The organism is Jeongeupia sp. HS-3, assembly GCF_015140455.1.
In the GTDB taxonomy this organism is placed as follows: domain Bacteria; phylum Pseudomonadota; class Gammaproteobacteria; order Burkholderiales; family Chitinibacteraceae; genus Jeongeupia.
On sequence record NZ_AP024094.1, the window covers coordinates 3145818 to 3163988 of the forward strand.

Here is an 18171-nt window from a genome sequence, read left to right on the forward strand (position 1 = left end):
TGTGCCTGACGCCGACGATGTCCGCGTTGCCCGGCTGGCGGCGGCGGCGATTGCGCTGGCGGTGATCGAAGCAGGGATTCCGTCGCCGATTCCCGGCATCAAGCCCGGGCTGGCCAATATCGTCACCTTGTATGCGCTGATGCGCTACGGCTGGGGCATCGCCGCGTGGGTGGCGATGCTGCGTATTTTCGGCGGCGCGATCCTGCTCGGTGGATTCCTGTCGCCGGGTTTCGTGCTCAGTCTGGCTGGCGGCGTGCTCAGCCTGCTGGTGCTGGCACCGGCGCAATACCTGCCCAAGCGCTGGTTCGGCGTGGTGACATTGTCGCTGCTGGCTGCGTTTTCCCATATTGCCGGCCAGTTGATCGTCGCACGACTCTGGCTGATCCCGCACGACGGCTTGAAACATCTGGTGCCCTTGTTCGCCGCCGCGGCCTGGGGCTTTGGTCTTGCCAACGGCCTGATCGCCGCAAAATTGCTTGAGGACACACCGCAAACATGAAAACCATTACGCTCGCTTTTACCGGTGCCTCCGGCCTGCCCTACGGTTTGCGCACGCTTGAGTGTCTGCTTGCCGCCGGTTGTACCGTGCATGTGCTGTACACCCAGGCGGCACAGATTGTCGCCAAGCAGGAACTGGGGCTGACTTGGCCGAGCCGCGCCGAGGCCTTGGCCGAGCAGTTTCGCGCCCAGTATGGCGTCGGTGAGGACAGGCTCAAGGTCTGGGGGCAGCAGGAGTGGTTTGCGCCGATGGCATCGGGCTCCAATCCGGGCGACGGTATGGTCGTCGTGCCGTGCACCATGGGCGCGCTGGCGGCGATCGCCGGCGGCGCCAGCGACAACCTGCTCGAACGCGCTGCCGACGTAATGATCAAGGAGCGCAAGACGCTGGTGATCGTGCCGCGCGAGGCGCCGTTCTCGGTGATTCACCTCGAGAACATGCTGCGCCTCGCCAAGCTGGGTGTGGTGATCCTGCCGCCAAATCCGGGTTTCTATCACCACCCGCAAAGCATCCAGGATCTGGTCGATTTCGTTGTCGCGCGCATCCTCGACCAGCTGGGCGTGCCGCATCAGCTGATGACGCGCTGGGGCGACTGAGCCACTGACAAAACCCTGCTGGCGGCGTTGTGCTCACTTGCCGTACTTTCGTACTGTCTGCGTTTCGGACCCTAAAGGGCCCCTTGCCAGCACCGCTACGCTGGGTTTTATCAGTGGCTCACCTATCGCAGTAGCGAAGCCCGACTCTTCTTCAGGTAGAGCCAGACCAGCAGCGCTGCGGCGCACACCAGCGCCAGCACCAGTGCCTGCCAGTAACCGGCGGCGCCGCGACCGGCGAAGCCTCCCCAACCGAATGCCAGTACGTAGCCGAGTGGAATGCCGACCAGCCAGAAGGCGGTCAGGTGGATCAGCATCGGTTGGCGCGTCACCTTGTAACCACGCAGAATGCCGGCCGCGACCACCTGGGTGGCATCGGCGAACTGGAAGGCGCCAGCGTAGAGCAAGAGCACCCCGGCCAGCGTCAGTACCGCCGCATCGTTGGTGTACCAGCTGGCGATATGGTGGCGACCAAGGATAATCATCAAGGCCAGTGCGCTGGCGATGATCAGGCCGAGCACCAGACCGGTATTGCCGATTTCTCGCGCCCGGTGCGTGTCGCCGGCACCGAGTGCATGGCCGACCCGTACGGTCAGCGCCGTTCCGAGCGCCGATGGAATCATAAAGGTGAGCGAGGCGACGTTAAGCGCGATCTGGTGCGCGGCAACCGAGGTGGTGCCAAGCCGTGCCATCAAGAGCGCGATGCCGCCGAAGGCGCTGACTTCGACGAAGAACATCACCCCCATCGGCGCACCCAGTCTGAACAGCTCGCGCTGCCGCACCCAGTCGATCCGCCGCCAGTGTCGCAGCGGATAGGTGGCGCGATAGCTCGACGAGAAGCGTATCCAGCCGATCATCAGCAACAGCGTGACCCACATGCAGAAAGCCGTGGCCCAGCCGCAGCCGACGCCGCCCAGCGCCGGGAAGCCGAAATGACCGTAGATCAGCATCCAGTTGGCCGGTACGTTCAGCGACAGGCCGATTAGCGAAATCACCATCATCGGCTTGGTCTGGCCGAGGCTGGCGCTGTAGCCGTAGAGCACGCGGAACAGCGAGAAGGGCACCAGCCCCCAGCTCACGGCAGTCAGGAAGCCGTGTGCCTTGGCGGCGACGTCGGGCGGCAGGCCCAGGTGCGGGAAAATGGGCGCGGCCAGCAGCGCAATCAGCCAGGCGACCAAGGCCCAGAAAAAGCCTTGATACAGTGCCTGCTGTACCAGCGCGGGGACTTCGGCTTCGCGGCGTGCGCCGACCGCGTGGGCAATCAGCGGGCTGGCGGCGAGGTTGAGGCCGATCAGCGTGACGATCAGCATGACCCAGATCGACGCGCCGACCGACACCGCGGCAAGGTCGCCGGCGGAAACGTGGCCGGCCATGACCGCGTCGACGAAGGACGTGCCGGTCGAAGCGAGCTGGCCAATCATGATCGGCCAGGCCAGCATCCAGGTTTCTCGGGCCTCTTGGCGCAACTGCAACATAAAACATCCTTTCTTGCGCCGCGCCGGCCCTTGATAGGGGCTGGCGGCTAGCGGCGGTGACAGCGGTACCGGGTCGGTACCTCGTAGCACGCGATCAGCGTGGGAAACAGCGCCTGCAATCGTAACGCCAGATGAACATCAATCGCCCTGATCCACAGCTCGGCCCCCTGTCGTCGCGTCGGATAGCCCAGGTCGCTGGCGATGACCTCGGCGCGGCACAGTGCCACGACCGCATCGGGACAGGGGGCCTTGAGTCGCAGGCTGGTTTCACCGATGGTGCGTGGTGGGGATGTGCGGGCGGTGTTCACGGGCAAAGTATCGAGACAATCGTACATGGCGGCCTCCTGTTGGATGAGAACGGACGGCCGCCGGTGCGGCCGACGCTTTAGCAGCATTTGGTACGCGCCCCGCAAGTTGTCGCTTAAATTGGCGCGGTGGATGAGACGGCATCCACGACCGGAAAACAAAAAACCCGCGTGCAAGACGCGGGTTCGCTCGCACGCTTTAGCCGGATTTGTTGGCAGCGCCCGCAAGCTGATGGGTCAAATCGGCGCTGTAATGCAGAGGCCATTCTGGCGATTGGAGCGATGCGTAGTCAAGTGCTGCGCTGCAGATGCCGGCTTATTCCGTCTGTTTTGAGTCGAGTTGCAGCGTGACCGGGCCATCATTGACCAGCGACACCAGCATCTCGGCGCCGAAGATGCCGGTCGGCACCGGTTTGCCGAGCGTCGTCGACAACTGCGTGACAAAGGCGTCGAACATCGGCTGTGATACCTCGCCCTTGGCGGCGCGGCCCCAGGACGGGCGGTTGCCCTTGCGGTAGCTGCCGAACAGGGTGAACTGCGACACCGCGAGCGCAGCGCCGCCGGTCTCGCGCAGCGAGAGATTCATCACGCCGGCCTCGTCTTCAAAAATCCGCAGATTGGCCACCTTGCTGGCCATCCAGGCCAGATCGGTATCGGTGTCGGCATCTTCGATCCCGACCAGTAACAGCACGCCGGCGCCGATCTGACCGCAAATCGCATCATCGACCGAAACATGCGCCTGCCGGACGCGCTGCAACAAAACCCGCATGGCGATTTCCTGTTGAACGATTGAAAGTCGAGCCGGAAATGGTAGCGCTACGAGAACGAGGTGTCAGTAAAACTAGTTGCGAGAGTGGATGCGTACCGGGGCTTTTTGCGCCGCGCTGACAAAGCGCGCCCGGGCGCTGGCTGCGTGCACGTCGTGGCAACCATAGAGCCGCAGCCGCAGCGCTTTGGCCTGATCGGGGTGATGCACGGCGAGTTTGTCGATATCGATGATGATGGAGCGCAGCAGCGGTGGCTGCGCATCGGCCGGTGCGCGGATCGACAAAGCCTGACCGCTGAGCTGCGCCATTTCAATCCGGAAAAGCAGGTCGTGATAGGCCGCACGGCTGATCTTGTGGGCAACGATCTGCGGGATCGTCGTCGCCATCGCCATAGAGGTGCGGCGGCTGCGCGATGCGAGTCCGGAGAGCTGGGTGCTGAGCAGGGTTTTCAGGCGACTGAGCAAAATAGGCTCGGCGATTACTTAATTGAGCGCACTGTAATAATTTCTATAAAAGTAAGCAAGTGTGCGCGACTACGAAACCGACCCCCGGTCGGTGCTGGCAATCAATCCGGTTTTTCACTAAGATCGGAAGCTTGCTTTATCTCACTGTTTTCCTAAGGATTTGATGATGAAACGCGTAGGCCTCGTCGGTTGGCGCGGCATGGTGGGCTCGGTCCTCATGCAGCGTATGCAGGAAGAAAAAGATTTCGACCTGATCGAACCGGTGTTCTTCACCACCTCGCAGGCTGGCAGCGCTGCACCGAATTTCGGTCGCGACGCCGGCACGTTGAAGGATGCGAAGAACATCGCCGAACTGAAGGCGATGGATGTCATCATTTCCTGCCAGGGTGGCGACTACACCACCGAAGTCTTCCCGCAGCTGCGCGCAGCCGGCTGGGATGGCTACTGGATCGATGCGGCCAGCACGCTGCGCATGGAAGACGATGCGGTCATCGTGCTCGACCCGGTCAACCGTGGCGTGATCGATGCGGCGCTGGCGCGTGGCGTGAAGAACTACATCGGCGGCAACTGTACCAACTCGATCCTCTTGATGGGTGTCGGCGGCCTGTTCCGCGAAGGGTTGGTCGACTGGGTCAGCTCGATGACCTATCAGGCGGCGTCGGGCGGTGGCGCCAATCACATGCGCGAACTGCTCAAGGGCATGGGCGTGGTGTACGGCACCGTCGCCGACGAGCTGGCGACGCCGGCTTCGGCCATCCTTGATATCGACCGCAAGGTCGCCCAGGCGATCCGCTCCGATGTGCCGAGCGAATACTTCGGCGCGCCGCTGGCCGGCGGGCTGATTCCGTGGATCGACAAGCAGCTCGACAACGGCCAATCCAAGGAAGAATGGAAGGGCCAGGCCGAGGTCAACAAGATTCTCGGCATCGAAGCCACCGTGCCGGTCGACGGCCTGTGCGTGCGCATTGGCGCGATGCGTTGCCACAGCCTGGCACTGACGATCAAGCTCAACAAGGATCTGCCGCTTGCCGAGATCGAAGCCATCATCAAGTCGGGCAACGACTGGGTGAAGTGGGTGCCGAACGACCGCGAGGTCACCGTCAAGGAACTGACCCCGGCGGCGATTACCGGCGGGCTGGAAATTGGCGTTGGCCGTGTTCGCAAGCTGAACATGGGCCCGGAATACGTATCGGCTTTCGTGATCGGCGACCAGCTGCTGTGGGGTGCGGCCGAACCGCTGCGCCGGATGCTGCGGATTTTGCTCGGCGAATAAGCCGTCAGACCGGCAGACAACGGGACGCGCTGCGTCCCGTTTTTTATGGTGAATTTCTTCCGCCCGGGGGCGACGCATGTGGCAATGGTTGACGAAAATGATCAGGCGCGAGTTCGTGACGAACTCCGCGACGAATTCGCATTTCCCGCCGACCGAGCTGATGCCGTCGCAACGCCGCGCGAGCGAGGCCGGTAGTCATCCGCTGCGCCACTCGCTGACGTACCGGATCAAGCGTGATGCCTTGATGATCGTTGCCGAGATGAATCGTGGTACGACAATGGAAAACTGCGAGCTGCTGGCCCGGCAGCTGGCGTTTATCCAGAAGGAACTGATTCAGGCCGCCTATCACGACGAGACGCTGCCGAAGGAGCAGCGCGTGGCGTTGGCCAAATATCACGCGCTGAACATTCGCCAGGGCCTGGGGGAGCGTCGCACCCAGCCGCTGCGCGGTATCAAGGTGCCAACGGAGCGCCGGGCGTAAGCCGTTGCGCCGCGGCTAGCCGGTGATTGCCGCCGTATCGACGACGTGGCCGAGACGCGGAAAGATGTACTTCACCGTCGCATCGTGTGCTTCCGGGCTGGCGGTTTTCATCGCATCGACGACGAAATACTGGGTGTAGCCGAGTTCGTACGCTTGCCTGGCGGTCGATTCGACGCCGATATTGGTGGCGATGCCGGCCAGCACGATGGTGTCGATGCCGCGGCGGCGCAGCTGCAGGTCAAGATCGGTGCCGAAAAACGCGCCCCATTGCCGCTTGGTCACGGTGTAGTCGTGATCGCCGACCTCGAGCGCTTCGACGAAGCGGCCCCAGTCCGGCGGGCGCAGGCCCGGCGCGGTCGGTGCGTCGCATGACGGCGCGAGCGCATCGCGGCCGTCGTGGAAGTCGACGTTGACGAAGGCGATGAAACCGTTGTGAGCACGGAAGTGCTGCAGCAGCTGCGTCGCGTGATCGACCACGGCATTGCCGTCAAAGGCACGAACGATGCCGCACTGCAGATCGATCAGCACCAGTGCGGTGCGCTTGAAGTCGAGCGCTAGCATCGGGGTTACTCCTGCAGGTGGCGCCGGAACACCCAGCGCTGTGCATCGCTGGCGTCGGCGGCGAAGGCATAGCCGTCGAGGTCGAAGCCTTGCAGCGCTTCGGCTTTGATCACATGGTTCAGCGCGGCGTAGCGCACCATCAGGCCGCGGGCACGCTTGGCGTAGAAGCTGATGATCTTGTAGCGGTCGTTCTTGAAGTCTTCGAATACCGGTGTGATCAGCCTTGCCTGCAGTTTCTTCGGCTTCACCGATTTGAAGTACTCGTCGCTGGCGAGGTTGACGATGGTTCTGGCATCCAGCGCGTTGACGGCGTCGGTGATGGTGTCGCCCCAGTGCGCGTACAGGTTGGTGCCGGCAGGGTTGGCGAGGCGGGTGCCCATTTCCAGCCGGTAAGGCTGGATCAGGTCGTACGGCTTCAGCAGCCCGTACAGCCCGGAGAGGATGCGCAAATGCCGGCCGACATAATCGAGCCCGGCGTGATCCAGTGCGTAGGCATCCAGCCCCTCGTACACATCGCCCTTGAAGGCGAATACCGCCGGTCGGGCGTTGTGGGGGGTGAACGGCCGCTGCCAGCTTTGGTAACGGCCGGCATTGAGCACCGCGAGTTCGTCCGAGATCGCCATTAGCGCCGACAGCTCGGACGGCGCTTTCTGTTTGAGGATATCGATCAGCGGCGCACTGCGGTCGAGGAAGTCGGGTTCGGAGTGGCGCCGCGTGGGCAGCGCCGTGGTGTAGTCCAGCGTCTTGGCCGGGGAAATCAGCATCAACAAACGCGGGCCCTCAGCTACCGATCTTGGCGTCGCGCAGCAGGGCGGCGAGCTCCATGGCGGTTTTGACGCGCATTTTTTCGAGGATGCGCGCGCGGTGCACTTCGACCGTTTTCATCGAAATCGACAGATCGTCGGCGATCTGCTTGTTGAGCCGGCCGGTGAGGATCAGCTTCATTACTTCGCGTTCGCGTGGCGTCAGCGATTCCAGCCGGGCTTCGACCGCATTCTTGGCCTGCCACTGGGTGCGGCTGAGCGCGTCGGCGGCGATCAAACGCTCGACCAGATCGACGATGTCGTTGTCGTTGAACGGCTTTTCGATGAAGTCGGTGGCGCCATCCTTGAGCGCGCCGACGGCCATCGGCACGTCACCGTGGCCGGTCAGGAACACCACCGGCGGCAGGTAGGGGAAATCCTTGAGTTTCTGGAACAGCTCCAGTCCGCTCATGCCGGGCATGCGCACATCGAGCAGCAGGCAGCTGAAACGGTCAGGTGTGTAGTCGGCCAGTAGCGATTCGGCGTTCGGGAAGGGCTGAACGTCGTGGTTACGGGTCGAGAACAGCCAGGCGAGCGCATCGCGCAGGGCGTCGTCGTCGTCGACGATGGCGATGCGGCGGTTAGGGTTCGATGGCATTGGGTTCCTCGCTGAACGGTACGGTAAAGATGAAGCGGCTGCCGCCGCCAGGATTGGCTTCGACCCACATCCGGCCTTGATGGTGCTCGATGATCGAACGGCAAATATTCAGCCCCATCCCCATGCCGGTGTCCTTGGTCGTATAAAACGGTTTGAAAAGCTGTTCGAGCTGCTCGGGACTCAGGCCCGGGCCGCGATCGGCGATGGTCACGCGCAGATAATCGCCATCGCGCGTCAGCGAGATCGCCAGCGCACGTCGCACCGGTGCGGTTACATCCATCGCTTCGAGCGCGTTCTTGATCAAATTAAAGATCACCTGTTCGAGCATCACCGGGTCGGCGTACAGCGAGGGCAGATCGGGGGATTGCTGCAGCGAGATATCGGCCTCGCGGCGAACGATTTCATGCCCCAGCAGGCCGAGCACGGTGTCGAGCAGGGTGCCGATTTCGCAGCGTTTTCGCGACGGCGCACGGCGCTGCACGAACTCGCGGATGCCGCGGATGATCTGCCCGGCGCGCTTGGCCTGCTCGGCCATCTTGTCGAGCGCTTGCGCCAATTGCTTCAAGTTCGGATCGGGGCTGCCGAGAATGTTGCGGCAGCCCGAGGCATAACTGGCGATGGCGCCGAGCGGCTGATTGAGCTCATGGGCGAGGCTGGAGGCCATTTCGCCCATGCTGATCAGCCTGGCCGTTTGTTGCAGGGTCTCGTTCTGGCGTCGCTCGCGTTCGGCGGCGGTTTTCAGCGCGGTGATGTCGGTGGCGATTTCCAGCCACACTGCCGAGCCGTCGACCCAGACGCTCTGGCGGCTCTTGATCTGGTACCAGCGTTTGCTGAACGGGTCGTACCACTCGGTATCGACCGGTGGCTCGGTACGGCGTTTGACGAAGGGCACGATACAGCAGCGGCCGCGCCAGTCCGGCAGGCCGAAGGCGCGATCGAACTGCAGATTCGACATCAGCAATTCGCCGCTTTCGCTATCCGAGACGGCGACCGCGGCGTCCAGGCCATTGAGCACGGTGACGAAACGTTCGTGCGAGGCCTGCAGCGCCTTGCGTTCGCGCCGCAGCTCGGTGATGTCGTACATCGCGTTCATCCAGCCGATGTGCCGGCCTTCGCCGTCGATCAGCTTGGATGCGTACAGGCGAACATCGAAACGCTCGCCGCTTTTTTTCATGAAGCGCACCGAGAAGCCGTTCGGATCGAGCTGGCCGGCGATGATGGCATCGCTTGCGGCCATGCAGCGCTCGATCTCTTCGGGGGGCCAGTACGGGAAGGGCGGGGTCAGGCCAACCAGTTCGTCGGCGCTGTAGCCGGTCATCTCGCAATAGGCGCGATTGACGTGAAGAATGTTGCCTTTCAGGTCGGTGGCCCTGAGGCCGGTGACCAACGAGTTTTCCATCGCCAGCCGCAAGGCCGTTTCGCTGCGCAGTTGCGCCTCGGCGATTTCGCGCTTGCGGATATGCCGCCGCAGCGCCCAGGTCGAAGCCAGCATCGCGCCGGCCAGAATGAACAGCAGCCATGGCAACAGATCGGCCAGCAGCGCCCGCGGCGTATGGTAAGTGCGTGCCGCCAGCGTCAGTCCGAGCGGCGGCTTGTCGAGGTGGATCGTGTGTGCGGCGCCGTTCGGATCGAACTGGCGCTGGTATTTGGATGCGATGGTTTTGCCGTCGGGGCCGAGCAGCGAGATCTGGTAGCGCTGCCCCAGCCACCATGGCACCTGGTGTTGCAGCAATACATCGAGCGCGATGGTGGCGACAATGTAGTTGCTGTGGTCGGGCGTGACCGTGGTGTAGGTCACCAGTGGTTGTTGATCGATGATCTGCAATTCGCCCCAACCGGCATTGCCCTTGAAGGGCTGGGTATGGCGCGCCTGCGGGGCGGTCCAGCGGGCGCGGCTACCGCCGTCGTGGATGGCCAGTCCGACGATTTCCGGGTTGGTCTGGATCAGCGTCAGCACGCGCGCCTGGAACGCCGGTGCGGTGTAATCATGCCCCGGCAGCGTGGCCGCCAGCGTGAGCAAGGCGTCGCGGTCCGCTTCTGCCTGCTGCTCGATCGCCTGCTTCTGCCACAGCATGTCCTGCTCAAGTTGCGCGGTGCGCATGTTCTCGGTCTCGCCGCGTGTCACCAGCAGATAGCTGGCGAACAGCAGCGCGAACAGCGCGGCAATCAGCCCGGGCAGCGGCTGCAGCCAGCGGGCCGGGGCACTTGGCAGGCGCACCTCAGGCGTGAACCGCGTTGACGAGCGGCAGGCCCTTGGCGAAGGCGTCGATGTTCTCGAACACGGTATCGGCGATATTGCGGAGCGCTTCGCGGGTCAGATAACCCTGATGCGAGGTGATGACCACGTTGGGGAAGGTCATCAGCCGTGCCAGCACGTCGTCCTGCAGCGCGGTGCCGGACAGATCCTCGAAGAACACGCCTTCTTCATACTCGTACACATCAAGGCCGACACCGCCAAGCTGGCCGCTCTTGAGCGCTTCAACCAGCGCCGCCGAGTCGATCAGCCCGCCGCGGCTGGTGTTGACAATGACCGCGCCGGGTTTCATCGTCGCCAGCGATTGCGCATTGATCAGGTGGCGTGTTTCCGGGAACAGCGGCACATGCAGCGAGATCACATCCGACTCGCGCAGCAACTCATCCAGCGGCACGAAGGTGCAGCCGAGTTCGCCGGCGTGCTTGGTATCGGGCGAGCGGTCGAACGCCAGCACGCGCATGCCGAAACCGTTGGCGATCTTCATCGCCGCCTGGCCGATCTTGCCGGCGCCGATCACGCCGAAGGTACGACCATGCAGATTGAAACCCTCCAGTCCTTCGAGCGAGAAGTTGCCGTCGCGTACCCGGATATAGGCACGGTGGGTCTTGCGCACCAGCGTCAGCAGCAGCGCAAACAGGTGTTCGGCGACGGCTTCGGGCGAGTACGCCGGCACGCGGGTGATGGCGATGCCGAGCTGTTGCGCTGCGGCGAGATCGACGCCGTTGAAGCCGGCGCAGCGCAGCGCAACGTGTTTGATACCGAGCATGGCCAGCGAATTGAGCGTCGAGGCGTCGAGCGTGTCGTTGACGAAGGGGCACACGGCGTCAAAGCCCGCCGCCAACGGCACGGTATTGCGATTGAGCCGGTCGCCGAAGTACACCAGTTCATGGCCATGCTTGGCGTTGGCTGCGTTCAGCGAGGCTTCGTCGTAACGTTTGCTGTCAAATACCGCGATCCGCATGCTCTTGATCCGTTGTTGGCGCCGGTGTGCCGGCCGATGAGGGCTTTACTGGCCGAATGGGTTGTAGCTGGCCGTCAGTTCGCGGCTGTTCCAGAAGTGGCCGTTCAGGCGCTGTACCAGCGCTTCGGCAGCGGCCGAGCTGCAGTCGATCGAGACCGATGCGGCCAGACGCTCGCCGAGACCTTCGGCGATGGTTACATCGCCGACATCGGCGCTCATGCCCAGCTCGGAAAGCAGCGTGCGCACGTCGTCGGTATTGGTTTCCGGAGGCAGGTTGCCGATCAGGATGGCAGTCATTACATCACTCCTACAATCAGGGATATTACTGGGAAGGGGGAAATTTCCACGTCCGGCTCGACACCGTCCGCCGATATCGGGCTGCCGGGTTATCCGGCGCCAGGCATTGCGGCATCACGGCTTCAAGCGCGGTGGGCGTCCAGCCTAGCACGGCCGCAAATCCGGCAGGCGCGACGTTATCAATTTTCATCGAATCAAGATTATCGCTGCTTAGCGGCGGATTGGGCAGCAGCGCCATCATGCAGGCTTGTACGCGGGCAATCGCGTCGGGCAGGGGCAGAATCGGCCGCGGGTGGCCCGACCACTGGCCGGCGAGGCGAACCAGCTGCGCCAGGGTGTAAACCGTGGGGCCGACCAGATCCAGCTTCTGCTGCACCAGCGCGTCGCGCTCAAGCGCCGCCGCGAAGGCGCGGCTGACATCCTCGACCCAGACCGGCTGAAAACGCGCACTGGCACAGGCTAGCGGCACCAGCGGAACGTGTCGCTGCAGCCTGGCGAACAGGTTGATGAAGCGATCGTCGCGGCCGAAAACGACCGAGGGCCGGAAGATCGTCCACGCCAGCGCGCTGGCGACGACGCGCGCTTCGGCGAGCCCCTTGCTGCGCTGATACATCGATGGCGCATCAATACCGGCGCCGAGCGCGCTCATGTGCAGATAGCGCGGCACGCCGGCGACCTCACAGGCGGCAATGATGCGCTCGGTCAGCGCAACATGAACCTGCGCGAAGCGCTCGGCGCTGCCTTGGAGGATGCCGACGAGGTTGATGACCGCGTCCTTGCCGTGCACCAGTTCGGCCAGCGTGGCCGGATCGTGCACATTGGCCTCGACCAGATCGAGATTGGGAAGTACCAGCAGCCGGGCCGCATGCTCGCGGTGCCGCGTGGGCAGCGTGAGTGTGTGGTCGGCTGCGACGAGCCGTGCGGCAAGGCTGCTGCCGATAAAACCGGTACCACCAATGATCAGGATCTGCATGCTGGACCTCAGTTGCTGTCGCCTCCGTCGGCGCCGCCGAGGGTGTTGTCCTGTGGCGGGGTGACGAGCTTGCCCGGGATGGCGGCGAGGCGCTGGTGCAATGTGGTGCTGGAACCAAAGCTTGCGCCGTAGTGCTGGGCGTTGGCGAGCACCTTCTTCACGTAATTGCGTGTTTCGTCGAAGGGAATCGTTTCAATATAGATGGCGGCATCGAGCGCGCCGTCGTTCTGCCAGTTGCGCGCCCGGCCGGGGCCGGCGTTGTAGCCGGCGGTGACCAGCACCGGGTGTTCATCGAGGCGGTCGAGCAGGTAGCGCAGATAGAAAGTGCCCATGCTGACATTGGTCGGAATGTCGGTGACTTCGCTCGGATCAAAGCCCTTGCGACCCATCTTGCCCGCGACCCATTTGGCGGTAGCCGGCATCAGTTGCATCAGCCCGGCGGCGCCGGCGCTGGAGCGGATGTCGGGTACGAAGCGGCTTTCCTGGCGGATCAGTCCGTACACCCAGGCTGGATCCAGCCCCTGCTCCTGCGCGGCCTGGGTGACGACCTTGCGCCACGGATAGGGGTAGCGCAGGGTCGGGTCGGACAACTGCTTGATGCGTTCGGCGGTATCGATCGAACGGTCGTACAGTCCGCTTGCGTCGGCCAGCGTCGAGGCGGCGAGCATCTGGTTGTCGTCCATGCCCTTGAGCGCCCACGACCACTCGCGTGCGCCTTCGACCCGCCAGTTTTGCGCATACAGCGCCAGTGCGCGACGGATGCCGGGAACGCGTTCGATGGCGCGCAGTTCGGTCGCGTCGGCGCGGCGGTGCTGTGGCGGATCGCTGGCGATCGGGCCGAGCTCTTCGCGCGCCAGCAGGCTATAGAAGTCATCCCCGCCGACCAGGCCCAGCAGCAGCGGCTGGGCTTCGGCCGGCCGGCCCAGGGCCTTGAGCGCCTCGGCTTTCCAGTAGCGCCAGACCGACAGTTGCAGATCCTCGGCCGGCATTGCATCGATGCGGGCCAGCACGCTTTTGAAGTCACGCACGCGCAGTGCCGCGCGCACCGACCAGAAGCGGCCGGCTTCTTCAAGCCCGGCGCTGCCGCCGCGTTCGAAGAAACCGTTGGCGTTGTCGTTGTGCGATTTCGCCGCGATGATGCCGAGCTGTTGCCAGCCATAACGTTTGTCGGCGAGCGGCCAGTTGATCGACGCCGACTGGAACAGTTGCGCGGCGCGATCGGCGTCCTTGCGCGCCAGTCTTTGCGCGGCATAGAGCTGCATTTCGCGCGCGGCGCGGCTGTCGGCGCTGGCGTCGAACACCTTGTCCGGCGTATTGGCGGCGCGGCCGAGCGCCTTGGCGCTCAGCTCGGACGGGAAGCCGACGCGGGCGGCGAGCTGGCGGGCGAGATCGCTGCGGTTGGCGGTCAGCGTCATGCGGATGCGCGTCCAGGCATCTTCCGAAGTCAGGACGTTGCGGGTGAACAGCGTGTCGAAGACCGGGTTGCAGGCGTCGGGCAGTGGCTTGGCGCTGAACCATAACGGTTTGGCCTGGGCCAAGGCGGCGGCATCGTTGCGTGCGATGGCCGCTTGCGCCGCCAGGCATTTAAGTTCGGCGCTTGGGCTCTCAAGCTTGGGGTATTCGAGATCGTAGGACACCCAGTCCTGGCGTTTTCCCAGTTCCTTGAGCCAGTCGGCCCGCAGGCGCTCGGCGATCGGCGAGCCTTCATGGCGGCTCAGGAAGGGCGCGACGTCGGCTTCGGTCAGCGTGTTTATCTGTGCCGACAGCAGGTAATAGCGCGGGTACATCTCGAGTACGTCGCCATTGGCGCTTTGCGCCAGTTGCTGCAAGGTGGCGAGGTCGCGCGAGCGGGCTGCATCGCGCAGTTGGGTCAGATCCAGACCCGCGGATGCGACGCCAGAGCACGTGATAAGAGCGGCAAGGATCAGTCGTTTCATGCGTGGCCCGGAAGTAGGATGGTTTAGAGATGGACGAGGAATACATGTAGATAGTTTCATGTCCCTGTCCTTATTCTAAATCACCCAGCCCCGAGCCGTGATCAAGCGTGCTGCAAGACAGCCATGCCGTGGCATGGTGGATTGCCGTCAGCCAGGCAGTAGATGCGCGTCGGAATTGATCGCCGCGTCACCGATAATCAGGACGGCAAACAGCGGCGGTATCGGCGCTGGTTTCCGGGGCTTGGCGCGTCGCTGCGACGAGCTGTGCGTGGCAGCAAGGCTCCCGCAGCGCTTGTATTCACTCAGAGCTGCCCCATCAGGTGTTGCACCATCAGGCTGCTGGTCGCGACGCAGATCCACACGCCCAGACCGAGCAGGACGGGGCGAAAGCCGGTGCCGCGCATTTGCCTGAGGTTGGACGACAGGCCGATTGCGGTCAGTGCCACGACAATCAGGAACTGGGCGATCTGGCTGGCGTAGGGCACCACGGCGGCGGGGATGAACCCCAGCGTGCTGAGCACCGAGGCGACGACAAACCAGAGGATGAACCACGGAAAGATGCGCTTGAGGCTGAAGTTTTCGGCGCCGGCCTTGCGATGCTGGTGCGCCATGTACAGCGCCAGGCACAGGCAGACCGGAATGATCAGCGTGGCGCGGGTCAGCTTGACGATGGTCGCGTACTGGCCGGCGATCTGGCTATAGCTGTAACCGGCGGCAACAACCGACGAGGTGTCGTTGATCGCGGTGCCGGCCCACAGGCCGAAGCCCTTGTCGCTCATGCCGAACAGATGGCCGAGGAAGGGAAACAGCAGCACGGCGACGATATTGAACAGGAAGATCGTCGAAATCGAGAACGCGGTTTCGTGGTCGTCCGGCTTGATGATCGGTGTCACCGCGGCGATGGCCGAGCCACCGCAGATCGCGGTGCCGACGCCGATCAGCACCTTCAGCTTGTCGGGCACGCCCAAGAGCTTGCCGAGCACGATCGCCGACAGAAAAGCCGAGCTGATGGTCACCAGCGTTACTGTCAGCGACTGCATCCCCGTTTGCGCAACCTTGGTAAAGCTCAGGCCGACGCCAAGCGCGACAATCGACCACTGCAAGATCTGCTTCGAGGCAAACGTAATCCCCGGACGGAAGCGCTCGCCCGGTGATCGCAGGTTATTGAGCAAGAGACCAAGCAGGATGCCGAAGACCGGGCCGCCGATCAGCGGGAAGGCGTGGCCGAGCAGTGCGGCGATCGTGGCGAGACCGAGTGCCAGCAGCAGGCCTTGATAGTGGGTTTGAACGAAGCGCATGGTGATCATCCTTGTTGCCAATACTGACGAGCTTTCGTTTGTTAGCTCCAATGGAAATAAATATATTTATTCTGGTTATATGTGTAAAAGTGGTTATTCAGCGCTTTAGAACCTGAAAAACCGATTTAGGCTGGGCTTGCCAAGCCCTGGCTCGCCGCGAACCTATCGCTGCTGCGGGTTTGCGGCCGGTGGTGCTTGCGAGGCAATCGGGGTCCCGCCGGGATGGCGGTGGCATGGACGGTGTTATTACCGGCCGGCGCGGCCGGTGGAAGGAGAAGAACCATGATTCGCCTGACCTTGCGCGAGCTCGAAGTGTTCGTCACCACGGCGCGGATCGGCGGCATTACCGCCGCCGGCGAAACGCTGGGACTGTCGCAATCGGCGGCGAGCGGCGCGCTGGCCGAACTGGAGCGCCGGCTCGGGGTGACGCTGTTCGATCGCATCGGCCGGCGGATCCAGATCAACGAGCATGGCCGCTGGTTGTTGCCGCAGGCCGAAACGCTGCTGGCGCAGGCGCGCGACATCGAAGCGCGGTTTCGCGGCAATGCGCCGGCACGCCTGCGGCTGGCTGCGAGCTCGACCATCGGCAACCGGGTGCTGCCCGACTTGCTGGGGGCGCTGTTGGCGCAAGAGCCCGAGAGTCGCGCCGAAATCTCGATCGGCAACACGCACGATGCGATTGCCGCTGTCGCCGATTACCGTGCCGATTTCGGCCTGATCGAAGGCATTTGCCACGATGCCCGTGTGCTGGCCGAGCCGTGGCTGGCCGACGAACTGGTCATCGTCGCGCGCCCCGATCATGACTGGGCCGGCCGCGAGATCGGCATCGCCGCGCTGGCCGGGGCGCAATGGATATTGCGCGAGCAGGGTTCGGGCACGCGCGAAGTGCTCGAAGCCGCGCTGGCGCCGCTGATCGGCAGCCCGAAGGTGGCGCTGGAACTGGGCACCAGCGAGGCGGTGAAAGGGGCGGTACGCGCCGGCCTCGGCCTGGCCTGCCTGTCGCGGCGCACCGTCGCGACCGAACTGGCGCGTGGCGAGCTGGCAACACTGGCGGTGCCGGGACTGGATCTGTCGCGGCGCTTTTACCTGATCCGCGCCCGCGACAAGGTGCTGACGCAGGGCGCACAACGCTTCCATGCGCTGTGTCTGGCAAGATTTGCCGCCGAATCGACGGCGAGCGATTCGCCGTCTGTGGGCAAAAACACGTAGAATCAGCAGGTTTCAGACCTCGAAACCGGGTCATCCGGCCAAGACCGACATGCTGACTTTTCAGGAAATTCTCCTTACGCTCCAGAACTACTGGAGTCGTCAGGGCTGCGCATTGCTGCAACCGTACGATATCGAAGTCGGCGCGGGCACCTTCCATACCGCGACCTTCCTGCGTTCGCTCGGCCCAGAGCCGTGGAACGCCGCCTACGTGCAGCCGTCGCGCCGGCCCAAGGACGGCCGTTACGGCGAGAACCCGAACCGCTTGCAACACTATTATCAGTTCCAGGTTGCGCTCAAGCCCAACCCGGACAACATCCTCGATCTTTATCTGGGTTCGCTGAAAGAGCTCGGTATCGATCCGACCGTGCACGACATCCGCTTTGTCGAAGACGACTGGGAAAGCCCGACGCTGGGCGCCTGGGGTCTGGGTTGGGAGGTGTGGCTGAACGGGATGGAAGTCACCCAGTTCACCTATTTCCAACAGGTCGGCGGCATCGACTGCAAGCCGGTGCTCGGCGAAATCACCTACGGCGTCGAACGGCTGGCGATGTATCTGCAGGGGGTCGAGAACGTCTATGACCTCGTCTGGACGGTGTATCCGAACGGCCAGAAGGTGACCTACGGCGATATCTATCACCAGAACGAAGTCGAACAATCGACCTACAACTTCGAATACGCCAACGTCGAGCTGCTGTTCAAGCTCTTCAACGATTTCGAAGGCGAAGCCAAGCGGCTGATCGAAGCCGATCTGGCGCTGCCGGGCTACGAAATGGTGATGAAGTGTTCGCACACCTTCAACCTGCTCGACGCGCGCGGTGCGATCTCGGTGACCGAGCGCGCGGCCTATATCGGCCGGGTACGCACGCTGTCGCGCATGGTCGCGCAGGCGTATTACGACAGCCGCGAAGCGCTCGGCTTCCCGATGTGCAATCCGGCCTAGTGCGATGAAAGCGGCCGCTGCGCTGTGCCTGTCCGTGTTGCTCGCCGCTTGCGACGACTACGAGGCTGGCACGCGCGGCCCGCAGCCGGTGCCCGGCGAGATGGCCGACTGGCGCAATTACGGCAAACTCAATGATGTACGTGTCGATGTCGACGTGAATTCGATTTCGCACCGTGACCGCGCCGGCAGCAGCGCCTACACCTATGTGTGGATGCGCCAGACTTTCGACACCGACCAGATCGATGGTGCGTCGAAAGGCAAATACCGGGTCAAGTTTGCGCGCCAGGCGATCGATTGCCCCAGCGGCCGGATGGCCGGAACGGCGGTCGAGTTGCAGGATGAAAACGGTGCCGAGATCGCGCGTTACGACGTACCCGGCTACCAGTGGGAATTCACCGCAGCCGAGCCCGATAGCTATGGCGCCGATTTCGTGCGCCAGGTTTGCAAGATGATGGCCGACAAGGCCCAGAACAAAGAGTGATC

20 protein-coding genes are annotated in these 18171 nt (G+C 63.4%); 7 read left to right on the top strand and 13 right to left on the bottom strand.

The genetic code is table 11. From position 1 onward, the window contains the following. Position 1 precedes the first annotated feature (1 nt). Together JLC71_RS15200 and JLC71_RS15205 are read left to right on the top strand one after the other, a co-directional pair. Complete coding sequence (locus JLC71_RS15200; protein ID WP_236250914.1) at positions 2–499, top strand: Gx transporter family protein; 498 nt, start codon at positions 2–4, stop codon at positions 497–499. Then, on the top strand, positions 496–1095 hold the full coding sequence (locus JLC71_RS15205; RefSeq protein WP_200916439.1) for a flavin prenyltransferase UbiX: 600 nt from the start codon (positions 496–498) through the stop codon (positions 1093–1095). The genes JLC71_RS15200 and JLC71_RS15205 overlap by 4 nt, the downstream gene beginning before the upstream one ends. Positions 1096–1217: 122 nt before the next feature. On the opposite strand, the gene JLC71_RS15210 is transcribed toward JLC71_RS15205, so the two are convergent. From JLC71_RS15210 to JLC71_RS15225, 4 genes are all read right to left on the bottom strand, one after another. Further along, a complete protein-coding gene (locus tag JLC71_RS15210; protein ID WP_200916440.1) occupies positions 1218–2567 on the bottom strand; it encodes an MATE family efflux transporter in 1350 nt (449 codons plus the stop codon). 47 nt (positions 2568–2614) lie between these two features. Then, entirely contained in the window at positions 2615–2902 is a 288-nt protein-coding gene (locus JLC71_RS15215; protein WP_200916441.1) for a hypothetical protein, read from the bottom strand. Between the two features lie 286 nt (positions 2903–3188). Further along, complete coding sequence (gene dtd / locus JLC71_RS15220) at positions 3189–3641, bottom strand: D-aminoacyl-tRNA deacylase (RefSeq protein WP_200916442.1); 453 nt, start codon at positions 3639–3641, stop codon at positions 3189–3191. Between the two features lie 72 nt (positions 3642–3713). Then, positions 3714–4103: a hypothetical protein gene (locus JLC71_RS15225; protein ID WP_200916443.1), complete on the bottom strand. Its 390-nt coding sequence runs from the start codon at positions 4101–4103 to the stop codon at positions 3714–3716. A 166-nt stretch (positions 4104–4269) separates the two neighbouring features. Here JLC71_RS15225 and asd point away from each other — a divergent pair, with 166 nt between their 5' ends. After that, the gene (asd, locus tag JLC71_RS15230) at positions 4270–5376 is read left to right on the top strand and encodes an aspartate-semialdehyde dehydrogenase (RefSeq protein ID WP_200916444.1); all 1107 of its coding nucleotides are present in this window, start codon (positions 4270–4272) and stop codon (positions 5374–5376) included. 115 nt (positions 5377–5491) lie between these two features. After that, on the top strand, positions 5492–5857 hold the full coding sequence (locus JLC71_RS15235) for a hypothetical protein (protein ID WP_200916445.1): 366 nt from the start codon (positions 5492–5494) through the stop codon (positions 5855–5857). A gap of 15 nt (positions 5858–5872) precedes the next feature. Here JLC71_RS15235 and JLC71_RS15240 read toward each other — a convergent pair whose 3' ends face one another. From JLC71_RS15240 to JLC71_RS15280, 9 genes are all read right to left on the bottom strand, one after another. After that, entirely contained in the window at positions 5873–6418 is a 546-nt protein-coding gene (locus JLC71_RS15240) for an isochorismatase family protein (protein ID WP_200916446.1), read from the bottom strand. 5 nt (positions 6419–6423) lie between these two features. Next, positions 6424–7188, bottom strand: coding sequence for a peroxide stress protein YaaA (gene yaaA, locus JLC71_RS15245; protein ID WP_200916447.1), 765 nt, complete (start codon positions 7186–7188; stop codon positions 6424–6426). Positions 7189–7198: 10 nt separating this feature from the next. Further along, the gene (locus JLC71_RS15250; protein WP_200916448.1) at positions 7199–7819 is read right to left on the bottom strand and encodes a response regulator transcription factor; all 621 of its coding nucleotides are present in this window, start codon (positions 7817–7819) and stop codon (positions 7199–7201) included. Continuing rightward, entirely contained in the window at positions 7803–10037 is a 2235-nt protein-coding gene (locus JLC71_RS15255; RefSeq protein ID WP_200916449.1) for a PAS domain-containing sensor histidine kinase, read from the bottom strand. The genes JLC71_RS15250 and JLC71_RS15255 overlap by 17 nt, the downstream gene beginning before the upstream one ends. A gap of 1 nt (position 10038) precedes the next feature. Continuing rightward, positions 10039–11034 (bottom strand): 2-hydroxyacid dehydrogenase, encoded by a 996-nt coding sequence (locus JLC71_RS15260; RefSeq protein WP_200916450.1) that lies wholly within the window; start codon positions 11032–11034, stop codon positions 10039–10041. Between the two features lie 45 nt (positions 11035–11079). Continuing rightward, positions 11080–11331 carry an RNA recognition motif domain-containing protein gene (locus tag JLC71_RS15265; RefSeq protein WP_200916451.1) on the bottom strand — a complete coding sequence of 84 codons (252 nt, stop codon included), beginning with the start codon at positions 11329–11331 and terminating at the stop codon, positions 11080–11082. Between the two features lie 25 nt (positions 11332–11356). After that, the gene (locus tag JLC71_RS15270) at positions 11357–12304 is read right to left on the bottom strand and encodes a complex I NDUFA9 subunit family protein (RefSeq protein ID WP_200916452.1); all 948 of its coding nucleotides are present in this window, start codon (positions 12302–12304) and stop codon (positions 11357–11359) included. Positions 12305–12312: 8 nt separating this feature from the next. Further along, on the bottom strand, positions 12313–14241 hold the full coding sequence (locus tag JLC71_RS15275) for a lytic transglycosylase domain-containing protein (RefSeq protein ID WP_200916453.1): 1929 nt from the start codon (positions 14239–14241) through the stop codon (positions 12313–12315). Positions 14242–14543: 302 nt separating this feature from the next. Continuing rightward, complete coding sequence (locus tag JLC71_RS15280; protein WP_200916454.1) at positions 14544–15539, bottom strand: YeiH family protein; 996 nt, start codon at positions 15537–15539, stop codon at positions 14544–14546. 282 nt (positions 15540–15821) lie between these two features. On the opposite strand from JLC71_RS15280, the gene JLC71_RS15285 reads away from it, so the two are divergent. From JLC71_RS15285 to JLC71_RS15295, 3 genes are read left to right on the top strand one after another with little or no spacing between them, the layout of a single operon-like run. Next, positions 15822–16748, top strand: a complete 927-nt coding sequence (locus JLC71_RS15285; RefSeq protein WP_200916455.1) for a LysR family transcriptional regulator — start codon at positions 15822–15824, stop codon at positions 16746–16748. A gap of 49 nt (positions 16749–16797) precedes the next feature. Next, complete coding sequence (gene glyQ / locus JLC71_RS15290; protein WP_200916456.1) at positions 16798–17688, top strand: glycine--tRNA ligase subunit alpha; 891 nt, start codon at positions 16798–16800, stop codon at positions 17686–17688. Between the two features lie 4 nt (positions 17689–17692). Next, a complete protein-coding gene (locus tag JLC71_RS15295; protein WP_200916457.1) occupies positions 17693–18169 on the top strand; it encodes a surface-adhesin E family protein in 477 nt (158 codons plus the stop codon). The last annotated feature ends 2 nt before the right edge of the window (positions 18170–18171 follow it).